Origin of the sequence: Spirosoma profusum (genome assembly GCF_014699005.1) — a bacterium.
Taxonomy (GTDB): domain Bacteria; phylum Bacteroidota; class Bacteroidia; order Cytophagales; family Spirosomataceae; genus Spirosoma; species Spirosoma profusum.
This window is the reverse complement of record NZ_JACWZY010000012.1, coordinates 92407-111320: the sequence shown is the minus strand read 5'-3', so window position 1 is coordinate 111320 and position 18914 is coordinate 92407. Positions and strand designations below refer to the sequence as shown.

Below are 18914 nucleotides of genomic sequence, written 5' to 3'. Positions count from 1 at the left end.
CATTGAGCGTCTGAACTCTTAATCCGTAACAGCCATAATCAGTTTATGAAGCACGTTTCCTTGCGTCGTGTTTTTCTGACTTGCTTTCCCCTTTTAGCGCTATGGCTAATGGGGTCGGCCAGTTGGGCGCAAACGACTATCACTCAATGGAATTTCAATTCTGTTCCCTCTGATGTATCCAACAGTACGGGCACGACAACGCCGTCGACGGGCACAGGTAGTTTAAGCACTGTCGGTGGTACAACAGGATCGTTTGCCAACGGGTCTGGCTCAAGTGATCCGGCAGCTTCTGACAACACAGGCTATGGCGTTGCCAACTTTCCGTCTGCTACCCAAAACAATAAAACCGCCGGTATCGAATTCCGGGTTGCAACGACTGGTTTCCAGAGTCTGACGGTTTCCTGGGATCAACGTTTTAGCAATACAGCTGTCAATAGAGCTCGCCTGCAATACTCTACCGATGGGGGCACGTCTTACACGGATGTCACACCGCCCTTTTCCGCTACAGCAGGCGATCAATTCTATAACAACAACCAGTACGATTTATCATCCATCACGGCCATTGATAATCGTACCGATGTTCGTTTCCGTATCGTTGCGGAATTTTCGGTTCCAGCGGTTAGTCCTACAAGTTATACGGCTGCCAATCCAGGCTCAACGTATGCAACATCAGGAAATTGGCGATTCGACATGGTAACGGTAAAGGGAGTTAACATTCCGGCTCAACCCGATCTGACCGTGTCTGTGGCAGGCCCATCGTCGGCCATTGTGGACCAACCCTTTATATATAGTTTGGTTGTTGGCAACATAGGCAATGCTACGGCTACCAACGTACCGGTTTCGTTTACGCTGCCAGCGGGGGTTTCTTACGTCAGTGCAACTGAAGCAGACAATTTCACGGCGACGCAATCAGGTGGTGTCGTATCCTTTGAAGGGGGGGCTATATCCGCCAGTAGCAGTGCTAGGTTGACAGTTACTGTATCGTCGCCCACTGAGGGTACTATTACTGTACAGCCCGGTGCTGCTGTTGTTGATGAGGCCAACACCATTACAGAATCGAATAAGGTTAATAACGGCTCTACGGCCACAGTTAGCACGACGGTAGGCTCGGCTAATCTGCCCCCCGTTGCTCCTGCTATTTCCGACCAGAACGGTGTTGTTGCCGTACCCTTCAGCTATACTGTACCCACTTTTACGGACCCGGAGAGTCAGACACTTGCTTACATCATCACGGGTGTAGCGGCTGGTCTGAGTGCCGATAATGTGACACGTATTATTTCTGGTATACCAACGGTCAGCGGCCCCAATACGGTAACAGTAGTAGCCACCGATCCGGCAGGAGCTTCAGTAACGGCCACTTTGGGGATACTTATTAACGCCAATCAGCCATCGGTTGCCGCTTCGCTCAGTAATCAGACTGCCACCGTGGGCGTCTCGTTTAGCTACGTAGTACCGGCTTTCACCGACCCAGAGAGTCAGACGCTTCTTTATGCCGCTACAGGCCTTCCCAATGGCTTGTCGTTTAATGTCGTCACCCGGGCAATTAGCGGTACACCTACTACGGGAGGGTTGTCGTCGGTCACGATCACGGCCATCGATCCGGCAAGTAATATGACCACTGCTATGTTTTCCTTCTCGGTTAGCTCGACTCCAGTGGGCATCATCCGTATCACCGAATATATGTACAGTGGTACGCCCGGCGAATATTTCGAATTAACTAATGTGGGTAATGCATCCGTTAATCTGACTGGCTGGAGCTACGACGATAATTCGCGTCAGGCAGGTTCATTTTCACTGAGTGGCTTAGGCATCGTGCAACCGGGCGAATCGGTTGTTGTGACGGAGGCCGATGTGTCCGTTTTCCGAAGAGCCTGGTATCTGCCCACTTCGGTTAAAGTGCTTGGTGGAAATACAGAGAATCTTGGACGTAGCGATGAAATAAATATTTACAATACGTCGGCTACACTGGTGGATAGACTGACGTTTGATGATCAAACTATTTCAGGTTCGGTACGTACAAACGACGTAAGCGGTTGGACAGCACCTGCCAATCTGGGCTTAAATCAGACTGCTACGTATCAACTTGCCGTCGTTGGCGATGGTCAGAATTCGTATATAGCCACAACGGGTAATCTGGGTAATCCGGGTGGTTATTACGTTCCGCTGAATCGGGTGCTGGTCGTTGAATCCGGCAGCAGCACAACCGTTGTTGAAGGCGGAGCTACTGATTCATATATGGTTAAGCTCAACAGTCAGCCGGTGGCCAATGTAATCGTGTCTATCAATCCTGGTTCACAGTTGTCAGTTAGTCCTACTTCGCTGACATTCACACCATCTTCCTATAGCATAGCCCAGACGGTGAGCGTAACCGCTATTGATGACAACGTAGTGGAGGGCATGCATACTGCCCACATAATTCAAACTACTACCAGCACCGATCCGGCCTATAACGGCATTGCTACAAATTCGGTGAGTGTAACGATTACGGATAAAAATACACCACCAACTGTAGCGCAGGGCATTGGCTCACAGACTGCTACGTTAAACGTAAGTTATATCTTTACCATTCCTTCTGCTACGTTCACCGACGCCCAAACGCCGAATAACCTTACACTAAGTGTGGCTGGATTGCCTGCTGGACTTAGCTTTACTTCACCGAATATCATCTCAGGAACGCCCTCTACTACGGTCGGCTCTCCTTTTTTAATAACAGTAATTGCCACTGATCCAGGCAATTTGTCGGTAAACACTACGTTCCTGCTGACGGTAAGCCCTCCACCCCAAACACCTCCAACGGTGGCGCAGCTTATTGCTTCACAGACGGCAACTGTAGAGACGGCCTATTTATTTACTATTCCCTCCGGTACGTTCACTGATGCAGAAACCCCCAATAACCTTACCCTGACGGTGAGTGGATTACCCAATGGACTTAGTTTCTCCGCCCCAACTACCATCTCAGGCACTCCCTCTACCACGGTTGGTTCACCATTTACTGTAACGATCGTGGCTACCGATCCAATCGGTTTGTCGGTTTCGACTACGTTTACGCTAAGTGTGTTGCCGGTATCCAACACAAATCCTGCTGTGGTTCAGAGCATTGGGCCACAAGTAGCCCCTGTGAACCAGCCTTTTCTTCTGCTTATTTCCGCCAGTAATTTTACCGATGCAGAAACGCCGAACGGCCTCGCCCTGGAAGTGAGTGGATTACCAATTGGGCTCACGTTTACGGCCCCGTCAACAATCAGTGGCACACCTTCCTCTACGGTTGGTTCGCCTTTCACGGTAACGGTTGTGGTTACCGATCCAGGCGGACTGACTCTTTCGACTACGTTCCAGATTACAGTGACTAACTCGACGGCTTGTGTAAATATGTTTACGATCAAAGCTGGCGCCTGGGATGATCCGACGGTCTGGTCGTGTGGACGTTTACCGGTCAGTACAGACGTAATGACGCTGAATCACGCTGTAACGCTGCCAGCTAGCTATACGGGAAATGCCCTTCGAGTGACCTTCAGCCCGTCAGGCCAACTGATATATGCTTCAGGAAGTAAACTTAGATTGAATTAGCGTTTGTGACAGAAAAGCGGTTCAAAACCACTTTTCTGTTTTCACTTCACAGGCAATTGAACCTCTACGATACGTTGATTTCGCATCACGCGAATGGGTATGGTGCTCATAAAATGCAGTTGCTGCTGCATACTCACCAGTTGAGTGATGGTTGCTACGTCGGTGCCGTTGATGCTTCGTATTACGTCGTCTTTCTGTAAACCTGATGCGGCCAATTTGCTTTCTTTGGGTACGTTGAGCACAACGACCCCCTTTTCATCCGGCAATCCAAACGCCGACCGGTCGCCCGGACCCTGCACGTTACGTATCCGAATGCCTAACCAGGTCGTCTCCGCTACGTTCGATTCTTTGTGCGAATTGATTAACTCAGGGAGTTTCGGCGAACGGGCTAAAACTCGTAAAGACGCTTTCTGAACGCCAAACTTATTCATCGGGAAGTTCTGAAAACCAACCGCCAGCGCGGGACTTCCCTTTTCTACACTGTAATCGCCCTGCTTAGGATTAGTAAATTGTGGGTCGCCAAATTGGCTGTGGGCATCGGTGCCGTTTTGTTGTGCTTTTTGTAGAGCGGTCTGGTCGGGGAAGAAATTGTTGTCCAGCTCTTTGCCCCAATAATTCACCTGAATCGGGAAATAGCCACGCATGACGATGTTTTTCCGAAACACATCCTCACTGTTTTTGAACCAGACGTGCGGATGAAAGGAATTATTCAGAATCACATTGTTTTCGGCGGTACGGTAAAATCCTTCCCGAAATTTCAATCCGCCATTCAATAGTAGATTACTGGAAATGAGAAAGTTACTACTGCCATCGTCGAGGTCTATGTCCCAGCCGTGGTCGCAGCGGAACCGGTTATTTCGGATGACAACCGGTTTCTGCGCATCGAGCTTAATCAATTCGGGATGAGCCGCTACCAGACTATCCATCGTTTTTCGGTTGGGATGCCAGAAGCGGTCGCGCCCCCAGGAATTGAATGAACCATGATCGCCGGTTTCGAGAACCGTATCGAACACATCGTTGAACTCAATCAGATGCCCACCCCACGTACCGTCGCCAATGTTGATGCCCGCGCGGGGTAGTTGATAAATCGTATTATGACGTACCGTAATGTCGGAAGCCATGGATATTTCGACGCCGGTAGCCTGTTTTTCAATCTCGCCGATGTGGTGAATGAGGTTGTCGCTGGCTGTGCAGTTCGCCGGATACCGATTATTTTTCGGCCCCGGCCGAAGGTCCATCTTGGCATAAGGCACAAACCACTCATACCGATATGCAGGAGAACGAACCGCCGACGTATCCCCCACAAAACCAATGGCCGTAGCGCCCACGTGATGAATATGGCAACCATTAACCGTTGCGTTCCGATTATATCGACTGACGAGAATGGCGTTTCCACCCAGATGGGTAAGTTCGCAGGACTCGATACGGCAGTTTTCAGTGTTTTCCAGATAAACCGCTGCCCCTCTGTACAGCATCCAGTCGCTACGTAGCAGCGGTTCATACGGCTCCATAAACGTGCGTTCGGTGTTAGTCAGCCGGATTCCCTGAATACGTACCTGACGTAGCGGTGCCTCTGGCGCCCCAACCAACTCCACCAACGATTTTAGGCGCGATACTTCCACAACGGCTGTGTTTAGGTCAAGACCGGCGGGAGGGATGAACGAAAGCGTTTGGGTGGTTTTGTCGTAAAACCATTCGCCGGGGGCATCCAATTCCTCGTAAATATTTTCGACAAAACGCTGGTTCTTATGCATCCCCATCGGTCGGTTATTCTGCCAGCCACCTTCATAGCTAAGCGTATCCCCCGTTTTGCCCGTTATGCGGTAATGAAAACCGCCCCACTCGTGCCGGTGAATGGCGTGAACGTAGCCACCCACCGGATTTTTCCAGCGACTCGCCCGCGTTCGGCTGATGGCGTCGGCGGCTGTTCCGTTAAATACGTGGGCCGTCGAATCGTAGTTTGGATAACGAGCCAGCACCTGCTTCTTCCCGTTGACGTACAACTGCTCAAACGGTTCGCCTGCTACGTTCGCTGTCCAGATTCCGTTGTCGGATTTTTGCCAACGTAACGCCAGTTTTCGTCCGCCATTTAGCTCGACTTGCTCACGTTGGTAAGCACTGATTAACAGCGTCTTATTGCCAATTTGCTGCGGAGTGATACGTAGCGTTTTGGGTAAATAATAGACGCCGTTACGTAGATAGATGTGTACCTCGTTCTGCGGGGCTGTTTTTACGTTCGCCAGCGCTTTGTCGAGCGTTGCCAGTGGCGATGCCAACGTACCAGCCTGTTTATCACTTCCCGACGGAGCAACAAAAATTCGGGTTTGGGCGTACCCCGACGTAGCAAAACCCAGCCAGCCGACCAGCGTACATCTTATTACGTTACGTACCAGTTGGAAAGGATGGGTCATTTTCCGTAAGATGGATTTTGGTCAATGGTATTATTTTGAATCTCGTTATCAGGAATGTACCACGTATCATTATACGTACCAATTGGACGTACCAGATCGGCGCTACGTATCGTCTGGATTTTGGTCAGGGTCCCGGTACGTTTTAAGTCGAACCACGCGTTGCCTTCCTCGTGCAGTTCCCATTTGCGTTCCATATACACTGCTTCCCGGAACTGTTCTTTCGACAGGCTGGCCAAATCCGGTACGTTCGTCGCATCGCTTTTGGTAACCCGCGCCCGTTGGCGAATACGATTAATGTACTGATAAGCATTGGCCGGACCACTGACTTCGTTCTCGGCTTCGGCAGCGATCAGGTAGATTTCTCCCAGGCGTAAAAATGGTACGGTATAGCCATTGATGACACCTGAAGGCGTGGCTCCTGCGTCGATGAACGTAGTGTTTACAAACTTCTGGTAAAACGGTGCCAACGTAGCGCCATCGGGCCCTTTATAATTCTGTTTGATTCCCCATTCTTTACGTTGGTCACCTTTGGCAAAACTGCTGATGAACCAGCTCGACGGCAAGAGTATCGGTATAAATCCTTTTGCGGTGCTGCTCAACGCCTGCAAACCGTTGCCGCCAACTTCAGTTCGAAAAAGTTGCTCCCAGATACTCTCAGTCGTGTAAGCCGTGTTGTGAAATAACAGTGCATAATCGGAAACGAGCTGGAATTTACCCGAATTGATGACGGCCAGCGCTTTTTCCCGAGCATTCTGAAAATACTGCGTCTGTTTCAACGGATTACCGGCCATCGTCAGATACACTTTAGCCAGTTGGGCAGTTGCTACCAGTTTATAAACGCGCCCCTGCTGAGTTGTTTGCTCCGGCAGATTCGCTTCGGCGTATATCAAATCGTCAAGAATTAACTTATACACATCGGCCTGCGGAGAACGGGGAGCCTGCGCCTGATTGTAATCGCTCAGTGGGGTTGTGCGAATAGGCACATCGCCGAAAAACTGCACCAACTGGAAATACGCAAAAGCGCGTAAAAACCTGGCTTCAGCAGTAAGTTCCTTCTTTTTAGTAGCTGACAGATTGGTGGCGGGGTCAAGGTAACTTAGAATGAAATTCGCATTTTTTATGATCGTGTACTCATTCGCCCACTCGCCCCGCACATTGTAGAAAAAGGGTTGGTGATTATTCTGGTACGTTGGCAGCGCCTGCTCATACGAGGGCGACGGTGAACCACTGTAATCGCTGAACATTTCCCGCATCATCATGCCATTGGCAGTGAACAGACTGGGCAGCGTTGAGTAAATGCCTTTCACAACCTGTTCGTAACCATCGGCATTGGCAAAAAACGTGTTTGGACTAACGAACGTCTTGGGTTTTTCAATTAGATCTTCCTGACAGCCAGACAACGTAACAGCCAGAAAACATCCAATAACTAGAGCGATTATATAATTTTTCATGGTCGTGTTTCAGTTACATTAAAAATCAACTTTCAAACCAGCGGTGATTGATTTCATAGATGGATAGTTCCCTCGGTCCCAGCCATTTACAGAAGCTGCACTCCAGGAAACTTCCGGGTCGTAACCCGTGTATTTGGTAATGGTGAGGTAGTTCTGCGCACTCACATACACATTGACTGATGAAATCTTCGCCGACTTCAGCAACGTAGTAGGTAAGGTGTAGCCTAACGTAATGTCGCGCAGCTTTACGTAGGAGCCGTTTTCGACCCATAAACTGTTGGCGTAATCGCGAATGGAACTACCACTCTTCGAAGAGGGAACATCGAACCCATTCCCAGAGCCGGTCCAGCGTTGGTTAAAAGCTTCCTTGGTAGGTGTCCAGTTGCCGTTTAACGTAATATTATATTTCCTGAACTCATTGACAATGTCATTTCCCAATGAACCCACGAACAGTAGCGACAGGTTGAAATTCTTGTACGTCAGGTTGTTATTGAAGCCAAAGGTCACTTTGGGCGTCAGGTGCGTAAGCGTGGACCGGTCGTTGCCATCTACTACGCCATTACCATCGCGGTCCCAGAATTTATAATCGCCAGCCCGTTTGGTGGGTTCGCCATTTTTCACGGCTTCATCGTTGGTCTGATAAATGCCCAACACTTTGTAGCCGTATAATTCATTGATCGACTGTCCCACCTGTATCGGGAACCAGTTGCCGCCAGCGCCGACTTCCTTATACGTAACAGGATTGCCCTGCGGGTCATTTTCCAGTTGTAGTACCTTGGTGTTGTTGTGCGAAATGGTTACGACCGAATTCCAACGTAGCGCGCCTGTGGTGTTTACGGTGGTCAGCTGAAACTCAAAACCACGATTCTGAACAGCACCAATATTTTGCAGAACCGTACTAAAACCCGACGACGTAGGCAGACCAACATTCAGTAGCAGATCTTCGGTTTTCTTGTCATAATAGTCCAGCGTGAGTTGGATTCGGTCGCGCAGGAAACCCAGATCAAGGCCGATGTCTAACTGGCGGGTGGTTTCCCATTTCAGGTTATTGTACGCCAATGAGCCCTGCACGTAGGCAATGTTGTTGACATTGCTAAATACTACGTTCGTATTGGTAAGCCGGGCAAGCGTCTGGTAATTGGCAATTGCCTGATTGCCGGAAAACCCATACGTTGTTCGAAGCTTCAGGGTCGAAATAGTCGGAATTTGTTTCATAAATGGCTCTTCCGAAATACGCCAGGCGAAGGCCCCCGATGGGAAGAACGCAAACTTTTTATCTTCTGAAAACCGCGACGAACCATCGTATCGACCGGTTACCGTAACGTAGTACTTATCGCCGAAATTATAATTCAAGCGACCCAGATACGACACCAGTTTACTGTCTGAATAACCAGTGCTGGGCAGGCCCGGCGTGGTGGCGGCACTAATGTTATTGTTGGTAAAGTCGTTGGTAATAAAGCCAATACCGGTACCGCTGTTTAGGTTTTCGGACTGATTACTTTGATACGTAAAACCGCCCAGCGCATCAATTGTGTGTTTGTTGATGATTGTGGAATAGGTCAGGTAATCTTCGGTAACGAACGTACTGGTGTTACTGTAACCCTTGGACGCCTTTCCACCCGGCTGCCCAATGCTGATTGTCGATGGGGCGTAGTAATCGCTTTTGGTGTAGCCGCCATCGATACCCACGCTGGTATTCAGCTTCAGTCCCTTAACCAGTTCATACACAAGCGTCGTATTGCCGATGAGTCGTAGGTTGGCCGATGGATTATACAGTTCGGTCGATAGGCCCAGCGGGTTGGTTTCGCCATACGAGACGCCGGTAAATTTTGTGTAATTGCCATTGGCGTCGTAGGGCCCCTGCGTTGGTGGTATCACCATCGTGGTAAAGGGAATACCACCACCGCCATCGGCTCCGGCGTAAATCGCCTGGCGGTAGATTGAATTCTGGAGCGAAAAACTGTTGCTGACCGATAATTTTTTGCTGATGTCGTAGCTCAGATTAACGCGGAAAGACATGCGCTTGAAATTGGAATTGCGAATAATCCCATCCTGATCGTAGTAGCCGAACGAGGTATAATATTTCAGATTCTGCGAACCGCCACTAACCGATAGATCATGATTCTGAACAATGGCATTTCGATACACCAAATCCTGCCAGTCGGTGCCTCGCCCGCCCAGCGAGTCAATTTGCGCAGTCGTCCAGGGTAAAGCTTTCTGTGGCGTATTCAGACCCGACGCATTATCGTTGGTTATTACTTCATTCTGTAAAATGGCAAAGTCGCGGGCGCCAATCAGATCAACTTTTTTGCGGAGACTCTGAACACCATAATAGCCATTATACGAAATCTTTGGTTTGCCTTCTTTACCTTTTTTGGTAGATATAATGATAACACCGTTCGCCCCTCGTGATCCGTAAATGGCTGTAGATGAGGCATCTTTGAGGACTTCAATTCGATCTATATCGTCGGGGTTAAGCTGGGCGCTCAAGCCATCCAGCGGAAGCCCATCCACTACGTATAAAGGTGCGTTTCCTCCGCTGATCGAATTTGTACCCCGTATTTTAATGATCATGGCCTCGCCCGGTTGCCCCGACGACTGATTAACCTGAACCCCGGCGGCAAAACCCTGCAAAGCCTGCGCTACGTTGGAAATACCTTTTACCTGCGTGATCTTATCCGCACCGACCGACGACACCGAACCTGTTAAATCCGACTTTTTGACCGATCCATAGCCAACCACCACGACTTCGTTCAGCGATTGATTATCAGGCAGCAACGTTACGTTCAATTGAGTCTGATTCCCGACCAAAACTTCCTGACTCCGATACCCTACAAAACTGAAAATCAGGACGGCACTGGCATCGGGAACGTCAATTCGATACGTTCCCTGGGCATCGGTTGTAGATCCGCGATTTGTTCCTTTGAGGACGATACTTACACCCGGCAAACCAATTCCTTTTTCGTCCTGAACCGTACCTGAAACAGATACATCGGTAATTTTCGGCGGCTTGTTGCTGTCGAATTGAAGGTCTGGCACCAGTGATGCTTCCGGCTCCGTCCGGGAAAAAATTATCTGTTTACCAGCCACTTCGTACTGAACATGGCGCGGTTTAAGTAATCGGTTCAGTACGTCGGCCAGCCGTTCGTTGTGGGCCGTAATCGAAACACGCTCATCCGAACGTATCACTTTTGAGTTGAAAACAAATTTTACGTTGGCTACCTGACTGACCTGCATCAGCGCCTGTTTCAGGGTAGCCTGTTCAATGGTTATGTTGACTCTACGTTCGAGAACTTCCTGCGCTTCTACGTCGCCAGCGTAGCTGACGGCGGTTAGTATCAACGCCACAAAAAGCTGAATGGCAGTGATTTTCATTAGCGTAAGCGTTAATGATTTTTTCATTAGATTTAGCGGGTTTTTGTTGAAAAACAGACAAACCAATTCCTCTCATCCAAATTTTTTGGATGCTCGGGCTGAGAAAATAGAGGGAGCTTTAGAAGCCGATGGTGCCTGGCCGCACCGTCGGCTTCGTTCGTTTATCAGGTGAGAAAGTTGAGTTGGGGCATAGGCAGGGTTAGGTGTTTAGTTGATTTTTTGTCATGCTGATTATTTTTTGTCATGCTGAGGCACGAAGCATCTTAACGTTTCATCACTCACGAATCAGGATGCTTTAAGATGCTTCCTTCGTCAGCATGACAAAAATATATAGATCGTTTATAGCCAATAGTTTAAGCCACTTCATTACCGGCATCCTGTTGAATGAATCACAATTTTACCGTCGATAATCTCATACGTAGCACCGATGCCCTTACAAACGATCGCCAGTTTTTCGGTCATGGTTTCGTCGGCAAGGGAGGCTGTCAGTGCGCAGTCACGTAGCAAATCAGAATCGTAAATGATGTCGATTCCATAGGCTTTCTCAAACCGCTGAAGTACATCGCTGACGGGCGTTTCGTCGAAATCAAAATCGTTGATTTTAACGGTCTGGTCAATCACCGCTGGCTTTTCGACCAGCGTTTTCCGGAAGGCGGCATCTGCTTTTGAGAAATTGACCTGCTGATTGGGCGTGAGCGAAATAATACGTTTATCGACAACGCCTTTGTGCGTATTTTCTGACGTAGCACGGGCATACACGGCTACTTTTCCCGTACGTACCGCTACGGTTAATTGCTGTTGTTGAGGGTAGGCACTTACGCGGAAACTCGTTCCTAATACACGCGTAACAATCTGGTCAGCATACACCAGAAACGGTTTGTCAGGATTACGGGTTACCTCGAAGAACGCTTCACCAACCAGATTGACTTCCCGGCTCGAATCGCTAAAAACCGCTGGGTACGTTAGCACAGACCTGGGCGACAACGTAGCAACACTGCCGTCGGGCAGGCTCACTCGAAGAGGTTGTTGCGTATCGTTACGTTGCTCCTGCATGCCATCTGATTTTTGAACCGACGTTAGCTGCGGCCCAATAACTGCCCCATTTTCGGGACGAGTAAACCACCAGCCAATACCCAGCAAGAGCAGGACCGTTGCGGCTATAGCTAACCACCTGATGTTGTTCGTGCGCGATACAGTCTGGAAAGGTTGCCGGTGATTTTGCACGCTGATTTTTTGCAACATTCGCTGTACATCCTCCTGAATCTGCTCCGGACTGATAACGGGCTGTTCCGTCTGCAAACTCAGTAAAAGCTGACGAGCCAGTTTCACTTCATCCATTCGTTCAGGATGCTGCGTGAGCCATTCCTGCCAGAAGGCTTCATTCGCAGCCGTAGGATTCCTGACCCAGCCCTGGAAAAACGGATCGGCCAGAAAATCTTCGGTAGTGAATGTTACGTAGTCAGGCATGATAAATCACGTTCATTACCTGATAGGGAAAACAAATAAGCGGATACTGCTTTTGGTGGAAAAATTCCGGGAATTATTTCAGAGCCAGTAAAAAAGCAGCAAACAGAGCCAGAAGAACTCGGTATTTATTTGCTGACGTAGCTGCCGAAACGTGGTCTGAAACAAATTAGAAACGGATTGCTCGGATATTCCCATAATCTGGGCAATGGAAGACCTGTCTAAATTTTCGTAAAAGCGAAGATATATCGCTTCCTTAGCCCGACGCGGCAGTTTATCCAGTAATTGACCGACGCGATTTGCATGTTGATGCAGATTCTCATTGGAAATAAACTGATCTTCCGGCGAAAATGAAATGTCGAAGAATGACGTATCACTATCCTCCGAAATAGGCTGAAAATCGTATCGCTGCTGGTCCAAATAGTGTTGATGCAGCAGCCGACGTAGCATCGTCATCAGGTACGGCCTGACTTGCGCCGTACTAAGCGAACTCAATGTTGCCCGCCGATTCCAGAGTTCCACGAATATATCCTGCATGCAATCGCGGATGAAGTCGGTATTTCGATTGAACTTCGTACCGTAGTGAATCAGCGCCGTATAATGTTTGGTCATCAGTTTCCCGAGCGATGCCGAATCGCCCTGCTGAAACTGATGCCATAACAGCGCATCATCATCTACCGTATTCGAATGCATGGGGAATAAAAACGAAAAGATACTGTCAAATTTAAATTTATACTTTAAAAATAAATATTTTGAAACCAATGTAGGTGATTAAACTTTGGTTGATTTGAGCTTTTGATTTTAGGTAAAATCAACGTACTCATTGTTATTTGTGCCAATACCCATATATACGCTTACTGATGCGAAAACCGATCCTACCAGGCTTACTTATACATCTACTACTTTGTTTCTCCAGCCAGTTCGTTCGCGGACAGAACGTAGCAGAACCATTCAATTTCCAATCGGGCGACCGGGTCGTATTTCTGGGTAATTCGCTGTTCGAGAACGACATGCAATTTGGCTATCTGGAACTGGCTTTAACCACGCGGTGGCCAGACCGGGACGTAACGTATCGAAACCTGGGCTGGTCGGGCGACGACGTTTTTGGCGATGGACGTAGTGATATTACGACGCCACCGACTCCCTACGAAGCGTTAATCAACGAAATCGCGAAGGCCAAACCGACGGTGGTTTTTATCGCCTACGGAGGTATTGAAGCGCAGGAAGGCGAATCGGGACTGCCACGTTTCCAGCAGGGTTTAAACCAGTTGATCAACAAGATTGACTCGCTCGGCGCGAAAACCATTCTTTTATCGCCAATTCCAATTCTGTCGGGGCAATCCGCTGATAAACTGACGCAACGTAACGCCGAACTGGAGCAATACGCATCGGCCATTTCCAAATTGGCTTCGGATCGTAAAAAACGCTACATCGATCTGTTTAAACCGGTTCAGGAAGTCAGTAAAAAGGCCATGATAACCGACAACGGTATTCACCTGAACGAAACGGGCTACTATTATCTGGCTACTATTCTTGAAAAAGGACTTGGTCTCAACTCGCGTTTCGGCGAAATAAATATCGACGTAACGAAATCGGCGGATGCCATTGCGCCCGCTAAAATGATCAATTTCGATAAATCGACCGGGAATCTGAGTTTCAAAGTGGATGATACGTACCTGCCATTAGTGGCCCCGCAACAGGACGGAAAAATCATCGATGTGAACAACGGACGACTGATTAAAATTTCGGGACTGAAAAAAGGATTTTATACGCTTACTATCGATAACGACGATGTAAAAACGGCGTCAGCAAAAGAATGGGCCGATGGTGTTGTCATTCGGCAGGGGCCAGCTTTTACGCAATCGGCGGAGTTGCGGCAAATGATTTTGAAGAAGAACGAACAGTTCTTTTTTCAATACCGCCCCCTGAATCGAACCTACATTATCGGCTTCCGATCTTACGAGCAGGGACGGCACAAAAAGGGGCTGGAAGAGCAAAGTTTAATCATTAAATGGCTGGAAGGACAAATTGCGGTAAGCCGCCAGCCCAAATCCGCAACGTATCAGCTTACTCAGCTAAAGTAGAGACTCGCGAAAATAGAGACCATGCAACGAATTAACTCCATAAAATCCTTTCTGCGGAAAAGTCTGCTCATTCCCGTCATTCTGCTGACGACCGCATTAGTTACTCAGGACAATAACCCCGACGACGTGCCCGACCCGGACGTAAAGCGCGAACTCGAATCGTTCAAGATTGCCGACGGCTTTGAAGTAACGCTGTTTGCGGCTGAGCCAATGGTAGCGAAACCCATTCAAATGAACTGGGACAGTGAAGGGCGACTGTGGGTAGTGAGCAGTACGGCTTACCCGCATCTGAAAACCGGCGAACAGGCCAACGACAAAATTTTTGTTCTGGAAGACACCAACGGCGATGGCAAGGCCGATAAATCGACCATTTTCGCTGAAGGGCTATTGACGCCAACGGGTATTCTGCCGGGTGACGGTGGCGTATACGTAGCAAACTCGACGGAGATTCTGCATTTCGCGGATACGGATGGCGACGGAAAAGCGGATAAAAAACGCCGGATTCTGAGTGGTTTTGGCACGGCCGATACGCACCACCTGATTCATACGTTTCGTTGGGGCCCGGAGGGAAGCTTGTATTTCAACCAGTCCATATATATATATAGTCACGTCGAAACGCCGTCGGGTATCAAGCGCCTTGAGGGCGGGGGTGTCTGGCAGCTACGTCCCGAAAAACTTGACCTCGATGTGTATGCCAAAGGGCTGGTCAATCCGTGGGGTTTGCAGTTCACGCGTTGGGGCACTACGTTTCTGACTGATGGTGCCGGTTTCGAAGGCATCAACTACGCCTTTCCGGGTGCTACGTTCCTGACCGCTCCCGGTGCAGAACGTATCCTGCGTGGTCTGAATCCCGGTCAGCCGAAACATAGCGGGCTAGACGTTATTTCAGGGCGACATCTGCCCGAAGCCTGGCAGGGCAGTTTGATCACCAACGACTTTCGTGCGAACCGAATCAATCGATTCAAGCTGGAAGAGCAGGGCAGCGGCTTTGCATCCCGCCAACTGGAAGACCTGATGTGGACCGACAACGTAGCGTTTCGTCCGGTCGATATTTCGGTTGGGCCCGATGGCGCGATCTACGTAGCAGACTGGTACAATCCCATCATTCAGCACGGCGAAGTGGATTTCCACGACCCACGCCGGGATCAGCAGCACGGACGTATCTGGCGGATTGTGGCAAAAAATCGCCCGCTGGTTAAAAAGCCGCAACTGGAAAAAGCTAGTGTTCAGGAACTGCTCGACGCGCTACGTCAGCCCGAAGACTGGACTCGCCTACAGGCCAAGCAGGTACTCAAACGACACGGCGCCAAAGAGGTAATTCCCGTACTAGAACAGTGGGTTTCTAAGCTAGATACTAAAGACGCTGACAATGAACATTTGCTACTCGAAGCCCTCTGGACGTATCAAACCCTTGACGTAGTGAATGAGCCGCTATTGCTGAAACTGTTGAAAGCGGAAAAACCTGATGCGCGGGCGGCAGCGGTACGTGCATTCCGGTTGTGGCATGGCAAAATAAAAGATGAGCCGACTTTGTTGTCGAAGGCGGTAGCGGACGTGCATCCTCGCGTTCGGTTGGAAGCGGTTATTGCCCTACGCAACGTAGCATCGCCCGAAGCAGCCAAAACCGCTTTGAGCGCGCTGGATCAGCCGATGGACGAATTTCTGGATTTCGCGCTCTGGCAAACCATTCGTGAACTGGAGCCGCAATGGGCCAACCGCCTGAAAACCGACCCTAATTTTTTAGGTGATTCTCGAAAAACAGCTTTTGCGCTTAAATCACTGAGTAATGCCGAAGCGGCTACCCAGCTAACGCAGCTCTATCAAAAAGGCCAAATACCCGACGAGTATCAGAAAGATGCTCTGGCGTCGATTGCCAAATACGGTAAACCCGCCGAACTCACTACGTTGTTCGATATGACGGTGCAGGGATATGGCGCACGCGACAAAAACACCGCAGCCCGACTGAGCGCCCTAGCCGATGCTGCTCGCCAACGTAACGTAAAGCCAACCAACGACCTGAACCGAATTGCCAATTTCATCACCAGCGACGACGAAGCTGTTGCCACGAGCGCGATTCAGTTGGCTGGATTATGGCGGCTGGAATCTCTGAATGACAAGTTGGTCAGTCTGATTCGGCAGGGCAGTAAGCCCATTAAAAAAGCTGCCTTAGGTGCCCTTGCTTCAATGGGTAACGACAACGCCAAAAAGATTCTGGTCGATATGAGTGGCCCGAAAAATACGGCGGAGTTGCGTCTGCTGGCTACAGCTCAACTGATGTCGCTGGATGCAGCCGAAGCGGCCCGTATCGGCACAGACCTCCTGCGAACACTACCCGCCGAAACCGATGCAACCGAATTATTTCAGGCATTTTTCGCGAAAAAAGAAACCACGCAGGCATTAGCTGACGCTATTGACGCTAAAAAAATACCCGAACAAGTTGCGAAAGCCGGTCGCCAACTGATGCCGCGTAACATTCCGTGGAATCGGCAACGAACCGATGAGACGCTGCATTTAATAAAAGCATTCGAAGCGTCGGGTGGTACGTTACCCGTCGAGCGAATGCCGCAGCAACTCAACGATCAGGAAATTACGGCGCTGGCGAAAACCATTAGCCAGTCGGCCAATCCGATGCTGGGCGAAAAGGTATTTCGAAGAAGTGAGTTACTTTGCCAGACCTGTCATGCCATTGGCGGAGCGGGGGGACGTATCGGCCCTGATTTGAGCAGTCTGGGTACGAGTTCGCCGGTCGAGACGATCATCCGGTCGGTGCTTTATCCCACGTTATCCATCAAAGAAGGGTACGAACTGCAACGTATCGTAAAAAAAGATGGCAGTGAAATGATGGCCTATCTGGTCAGCAACGGTACGTCAGAAGTCGTGGTACGTGACGTAGCGGGTACGGAGATTGCCATCCCCAAAAACCAGATTAACACCGTCGAAAAAACGCCCGGTTCACTGATGCCCGCTGGACTGACGGCGGGTCTTGAAAAAGAAGAATTCATCAACCTGATTGGATTCCTGTCGAAAATTGGTGAGTCAGGAGATTTTCGCGTACCGACGGCCCGATTTGTCCGGCGTTGGAGTACGGTTTCAGGATCGAAAGAACTAACTCAGAAAATTGCGGCAGATGCTGGGTACGTAGCAAAAGACAACGGAAAGCTTCCCTTCACGCCTATTTACAGCAACGTATCAGGTGGGTTGCCGATTAGCGAATTGCCGATTATTGAGGTGAGTCCAACCAAAAAATACAGTATCGTGCGGTTCGACGTAGAGGTTGTGAGCAAAGGAAACGTAGAGCTAGCCCTAAACTCGACTGCTGGCGTAACCGCCTGGGCTGGACAGAGACCTCTGAAATTGACCCCAAAAGGAGCAATTGCTGAGTTGCCGCAGGGTGTGCAAACCATTACGTTAACCATCGACAGATCGCAGTTTAAAGACGAAAAACTGGCTATTCAGCTTCAGGACGCTCCGCAATCGCCCGCCCAAACCCGGCTCATTATGGGACGGTAGGTACCTTTTTTGTCATGCGGTTTTTGTCATGCTGAGGCACGAAGCATCTTAAAGCGTCCTTACTAGCTCGTTAGGAAACGTTAAGATGCTTCGTGCCTCAGCATGACAAAAAATTTCTACCGCCACCGGCTTTGTGCCAGCAGCACTTCCTTTCCAGATTCCTGCTGAATGATTCGGTGCAACAGCGTCTCTGTGGTTTCGGCTACTGACTGAATGTTGAGCTGATCGCGCCAGTGGCTTTCGGTTCGGAACACTAAATCAAGCTCGGCTAATTCCTGCGTTTGCAGCAACGTATCGGGAACGGCTTCGAGCAGCCAGCCGACATACGCTACGTTGTTAACATGGTGGTTCTGGTCGATGCTCAGCCAGCCAACCTCAACCAATTTTTCGGTATCAGGCGAGAAAGACGTAGTGGAGAAATCAGGCTTGGTTGACAGCTTGGGAAGTGGTTCAAGAATCGTTGGCGGAGTCAACTGACGAATAAAATCGGGGAGGGGAACCATCGCCCGTTTTTCCATCCCAAACACCAGCCACGTACTGGCGGCATCGGCCAGTAACGTACCATCTTCGGACAGTACCTGAAAATCGCGGTAGATGAAATACTTCTCAACAAGCGTCGGATACGTAGTCAGGCGGATGGTTTGCCCGTAGCGCGGGTACTGGTGCATCCGAAGATGAAACCGCATGAGCATCCAGCCAAACCCTCGTTGCGCCAGATCGCTGATACCGATGCCGTAATCAATCGCATTTCGGTTTGCCGATTCCTGCATCTGGTTCATCAGGGCAGTCACACTCATTCGCCCGAAGGCATCGCACTCATAGCCACGTAGCGTGAACGTATCGGTCTGCATAAAAGCCATGTTGCAAAGGTACAAAGGCCTGTTAGAGTACAGGTTGAAAAGTGCCGTTTTTGTCATTCTGAGGAACGAAGAATCTTAACGTTTCTAAACGCTAAAGTCAGGACGCCTTAAGATTCTTCGTTCCTCAGAATGACAAAAACGTATCAATACTTCTGCACTTGTAACAAAGAAGATCGATACGTTTTTATTCGA

Annotated in this window: 9 protein-coding genes; 3 read left to right on the top strand and 6 right to left on the bottom strand. The window is 49.5% G+C overall.

Going from position 1 to position 18914, the window contains the following annotated elements; genetic code table 11:
• Positions 1 to 45 precede the first annotated feature (45 nt).
• The gene (locus tag IC229_RS15600) at positions 46 to 3567 is read left to right on the top strand and encodes a putative Ig domain-containing protein (protein ID WP_190887927.1); all 3522 of its coding nucleotides are present in this window, start codon (positions 46 to 48) and stop codon (positions 3565 to 3567) included.
• Between the two features lie 41 nt (positions 3568 to 3608).
• Here IC229_RS15600 and IC229_RS15595 read toward each other — a convergent pair whose 3' ends face one another.
• The 5 genes from IC229_RS15595 to IC229_RS15575 all read right to left on the bottom strand — a co-directional run bounded on the left by IC229_RS15595 (position 3609) and on the right by IC229_RS15575 (position 12961).
• The gene (locus IC229_RS15595) at positions 3609 to 5978 is read right to left on the bottom strand and encodes a PDZ domain-containing protein (protein ID WP_190887926.1); all 2370 of its coding nucleotides are present in this window, start codon (positions 5976 to 5978) and stop codon (positions 3609 to 3611) included.
• Complete coding sequence (locus IC229_RS15590) at positions 5975 to 7429, bottom strand: RagB/SusD family nutrient uptake outer membrane protein (RefSeq protein WP_190887925.1); 1455 nt, start codon at positions 7427 to 7429, stop codon at positions 5975 to 5977. The genes IC229_RS15595 and IC229_RS15590 overlap by 4 nt, the downstream gene beginning before the upstream one ends.
• 18 nt (positions 7430 to 7447) lie before the next feature.
• Positions 7448 to 10831, bottom strand: coding sequence for a TonB-dependent receptor (locus IC229_RS15585; protein WP_190887924.1), 3384 nt, complete (start codon positions 10829 to 10831; stop codon positions 7448 to 7450).
• Positions 10832 to 11170: 339 nt separating this feature from the next.
• A complete protein-coding gene (locus IC229_RS15580) occupies positions 11171 to 12271 on the bottom strand; it encodes a FecR family protein (RefSeq protein ID WP_190887923.1) in 1101 nt (366 codons plus the stop codon).
• Between the two features lie 78 nt (positions 12272 to 12349).
• On the bottom strand, positions 12350 to 12961 hold the full coding sequence (locus tag IC229_RS15575; RefSeq protein ID WP_190887922.1) for an RNA polymerase sigma factor: 612 nt from the start codon (positions 12959 to 12961) through the stop codon (positions 12350 to 12352).
• Positions 12962 to 13128: 167 nt separating this feature from the next.
• Between IC229_RS15575 and IC229_RS15570 the strand changes: the two genes are divergently transcribed.
• Both IC229_RS15570 and IC229_RS15565 read left to right on the top strand, forming a co-directional pair.
• On the top strand, positions 13129 to 14352 hold the full coding sequence (locus tag IC229_RS15570) for a GDSL-type esterase/lipase family protein (RefSeq protein WP_190887921.1): 1224 nt from the start codon (positions 13129 to 13131) through the stop codon (positions 14350 to 14352).
• 21 nt (positions 14353 to 14373) lie between these two features.
• Positions 14374 to 17862, top strand: a complete 3489-nt coding sequence (locus IC229_RS15565) for a PVC-type heme-binding CxxCH protein (RefSeq protein ID WP_190887920.1) — start codon at positions 14374 to 14376, stop codon at positions 17860 to 17862.
• A gap of 116 nt (positions 17863 to 17978) precedes the next feature.
• On the opposite strand, the gene IC229_RS15560 is transcribed toward IC229_RS15565, so the two are convergent.
• Positions 17979 to 18722: an acyl-[acyl-carrier-protein] thioesterase gene (locus IC229_RS15560; RefSeq protein ID WP_190887919.1), complete on the bottom strand. Its 744-nt coding sequence runs from the start codon at positions 18720 to 18722 to the stop codon at positions 17979 to 17981.
• Positions 18723 to 18914 lie beyond the last annotated feature (192 nt).

What these genes read in the sequence shown, in the direction of transcription:
- IC229_RS15600 (WP_190887927.1), top strand. Translation starts at nt 46, where the DNA reads ATGAAGCACGTTTCCTTGCGTCGTGTTTTTCTGACTTGCTTTCCCCTT.
- IC229_RS15595 (WP_190887926.1), bottom strand. Translation starts at nt 5,978, where the DNA reads ATGACCCATCCTTTCCAACTGGTACGTAACGTAATAAGATGTACGCTG.
- IC229_RS15590 (WP_190887925.1), bottom strand. Translation starts at nt 7,429, where the DNA reads ATGAAAAATTATATAATCGCTCTAGTTATTGGATGTTTTCTGGCTGTT.
- IC229_RS15585 (WP_190887924.1), bottom strand. Translation starts at nt 10,831, where the DNA reads ATGAAAAAATCATTAACGCTTACGCTAATGAAAATCACTGCCATTCAG.
- IC229_RS15580 (WP_190887923.1), bottom strand. Translation starts at nt 12,271, where the DNA reads ATGCCTGACTACGTAACATTCACTACCGAAGATTTTCTGGCCGATCCG.
- IC229_RS15575 (WP_190887922.1), bottom strand. Translation starts at nt 12,961, where the DNA reads ATGCATTCGAATACGGTAGATGATGATGCGCTGTTATGGCATCAGTTT.
- IC229_RS15570 (WP_190887921.1), top strand. Translation starts at nt 13,129, where the DNA reads ATGCGAAAACCGATCCTACCAGGCTTACTTATACATCTACTACTTTGT.
- IC229_RS15565 (WP_190887920.1), top strand. Translation starts at nt 14,374, where the DNA reads ATGCAACGAATTAACTCCATAAAATCCTTTCTGCGGAAAAGTCTGCTC.
- IC229_RS15560 (WP_190887919.1), bottom strand. Translation starts at nt 18,722, where the DNA reads ATGGCTTTTATGCAGACCGATACGTTCACGCTACGTGGCTATGAGTGC.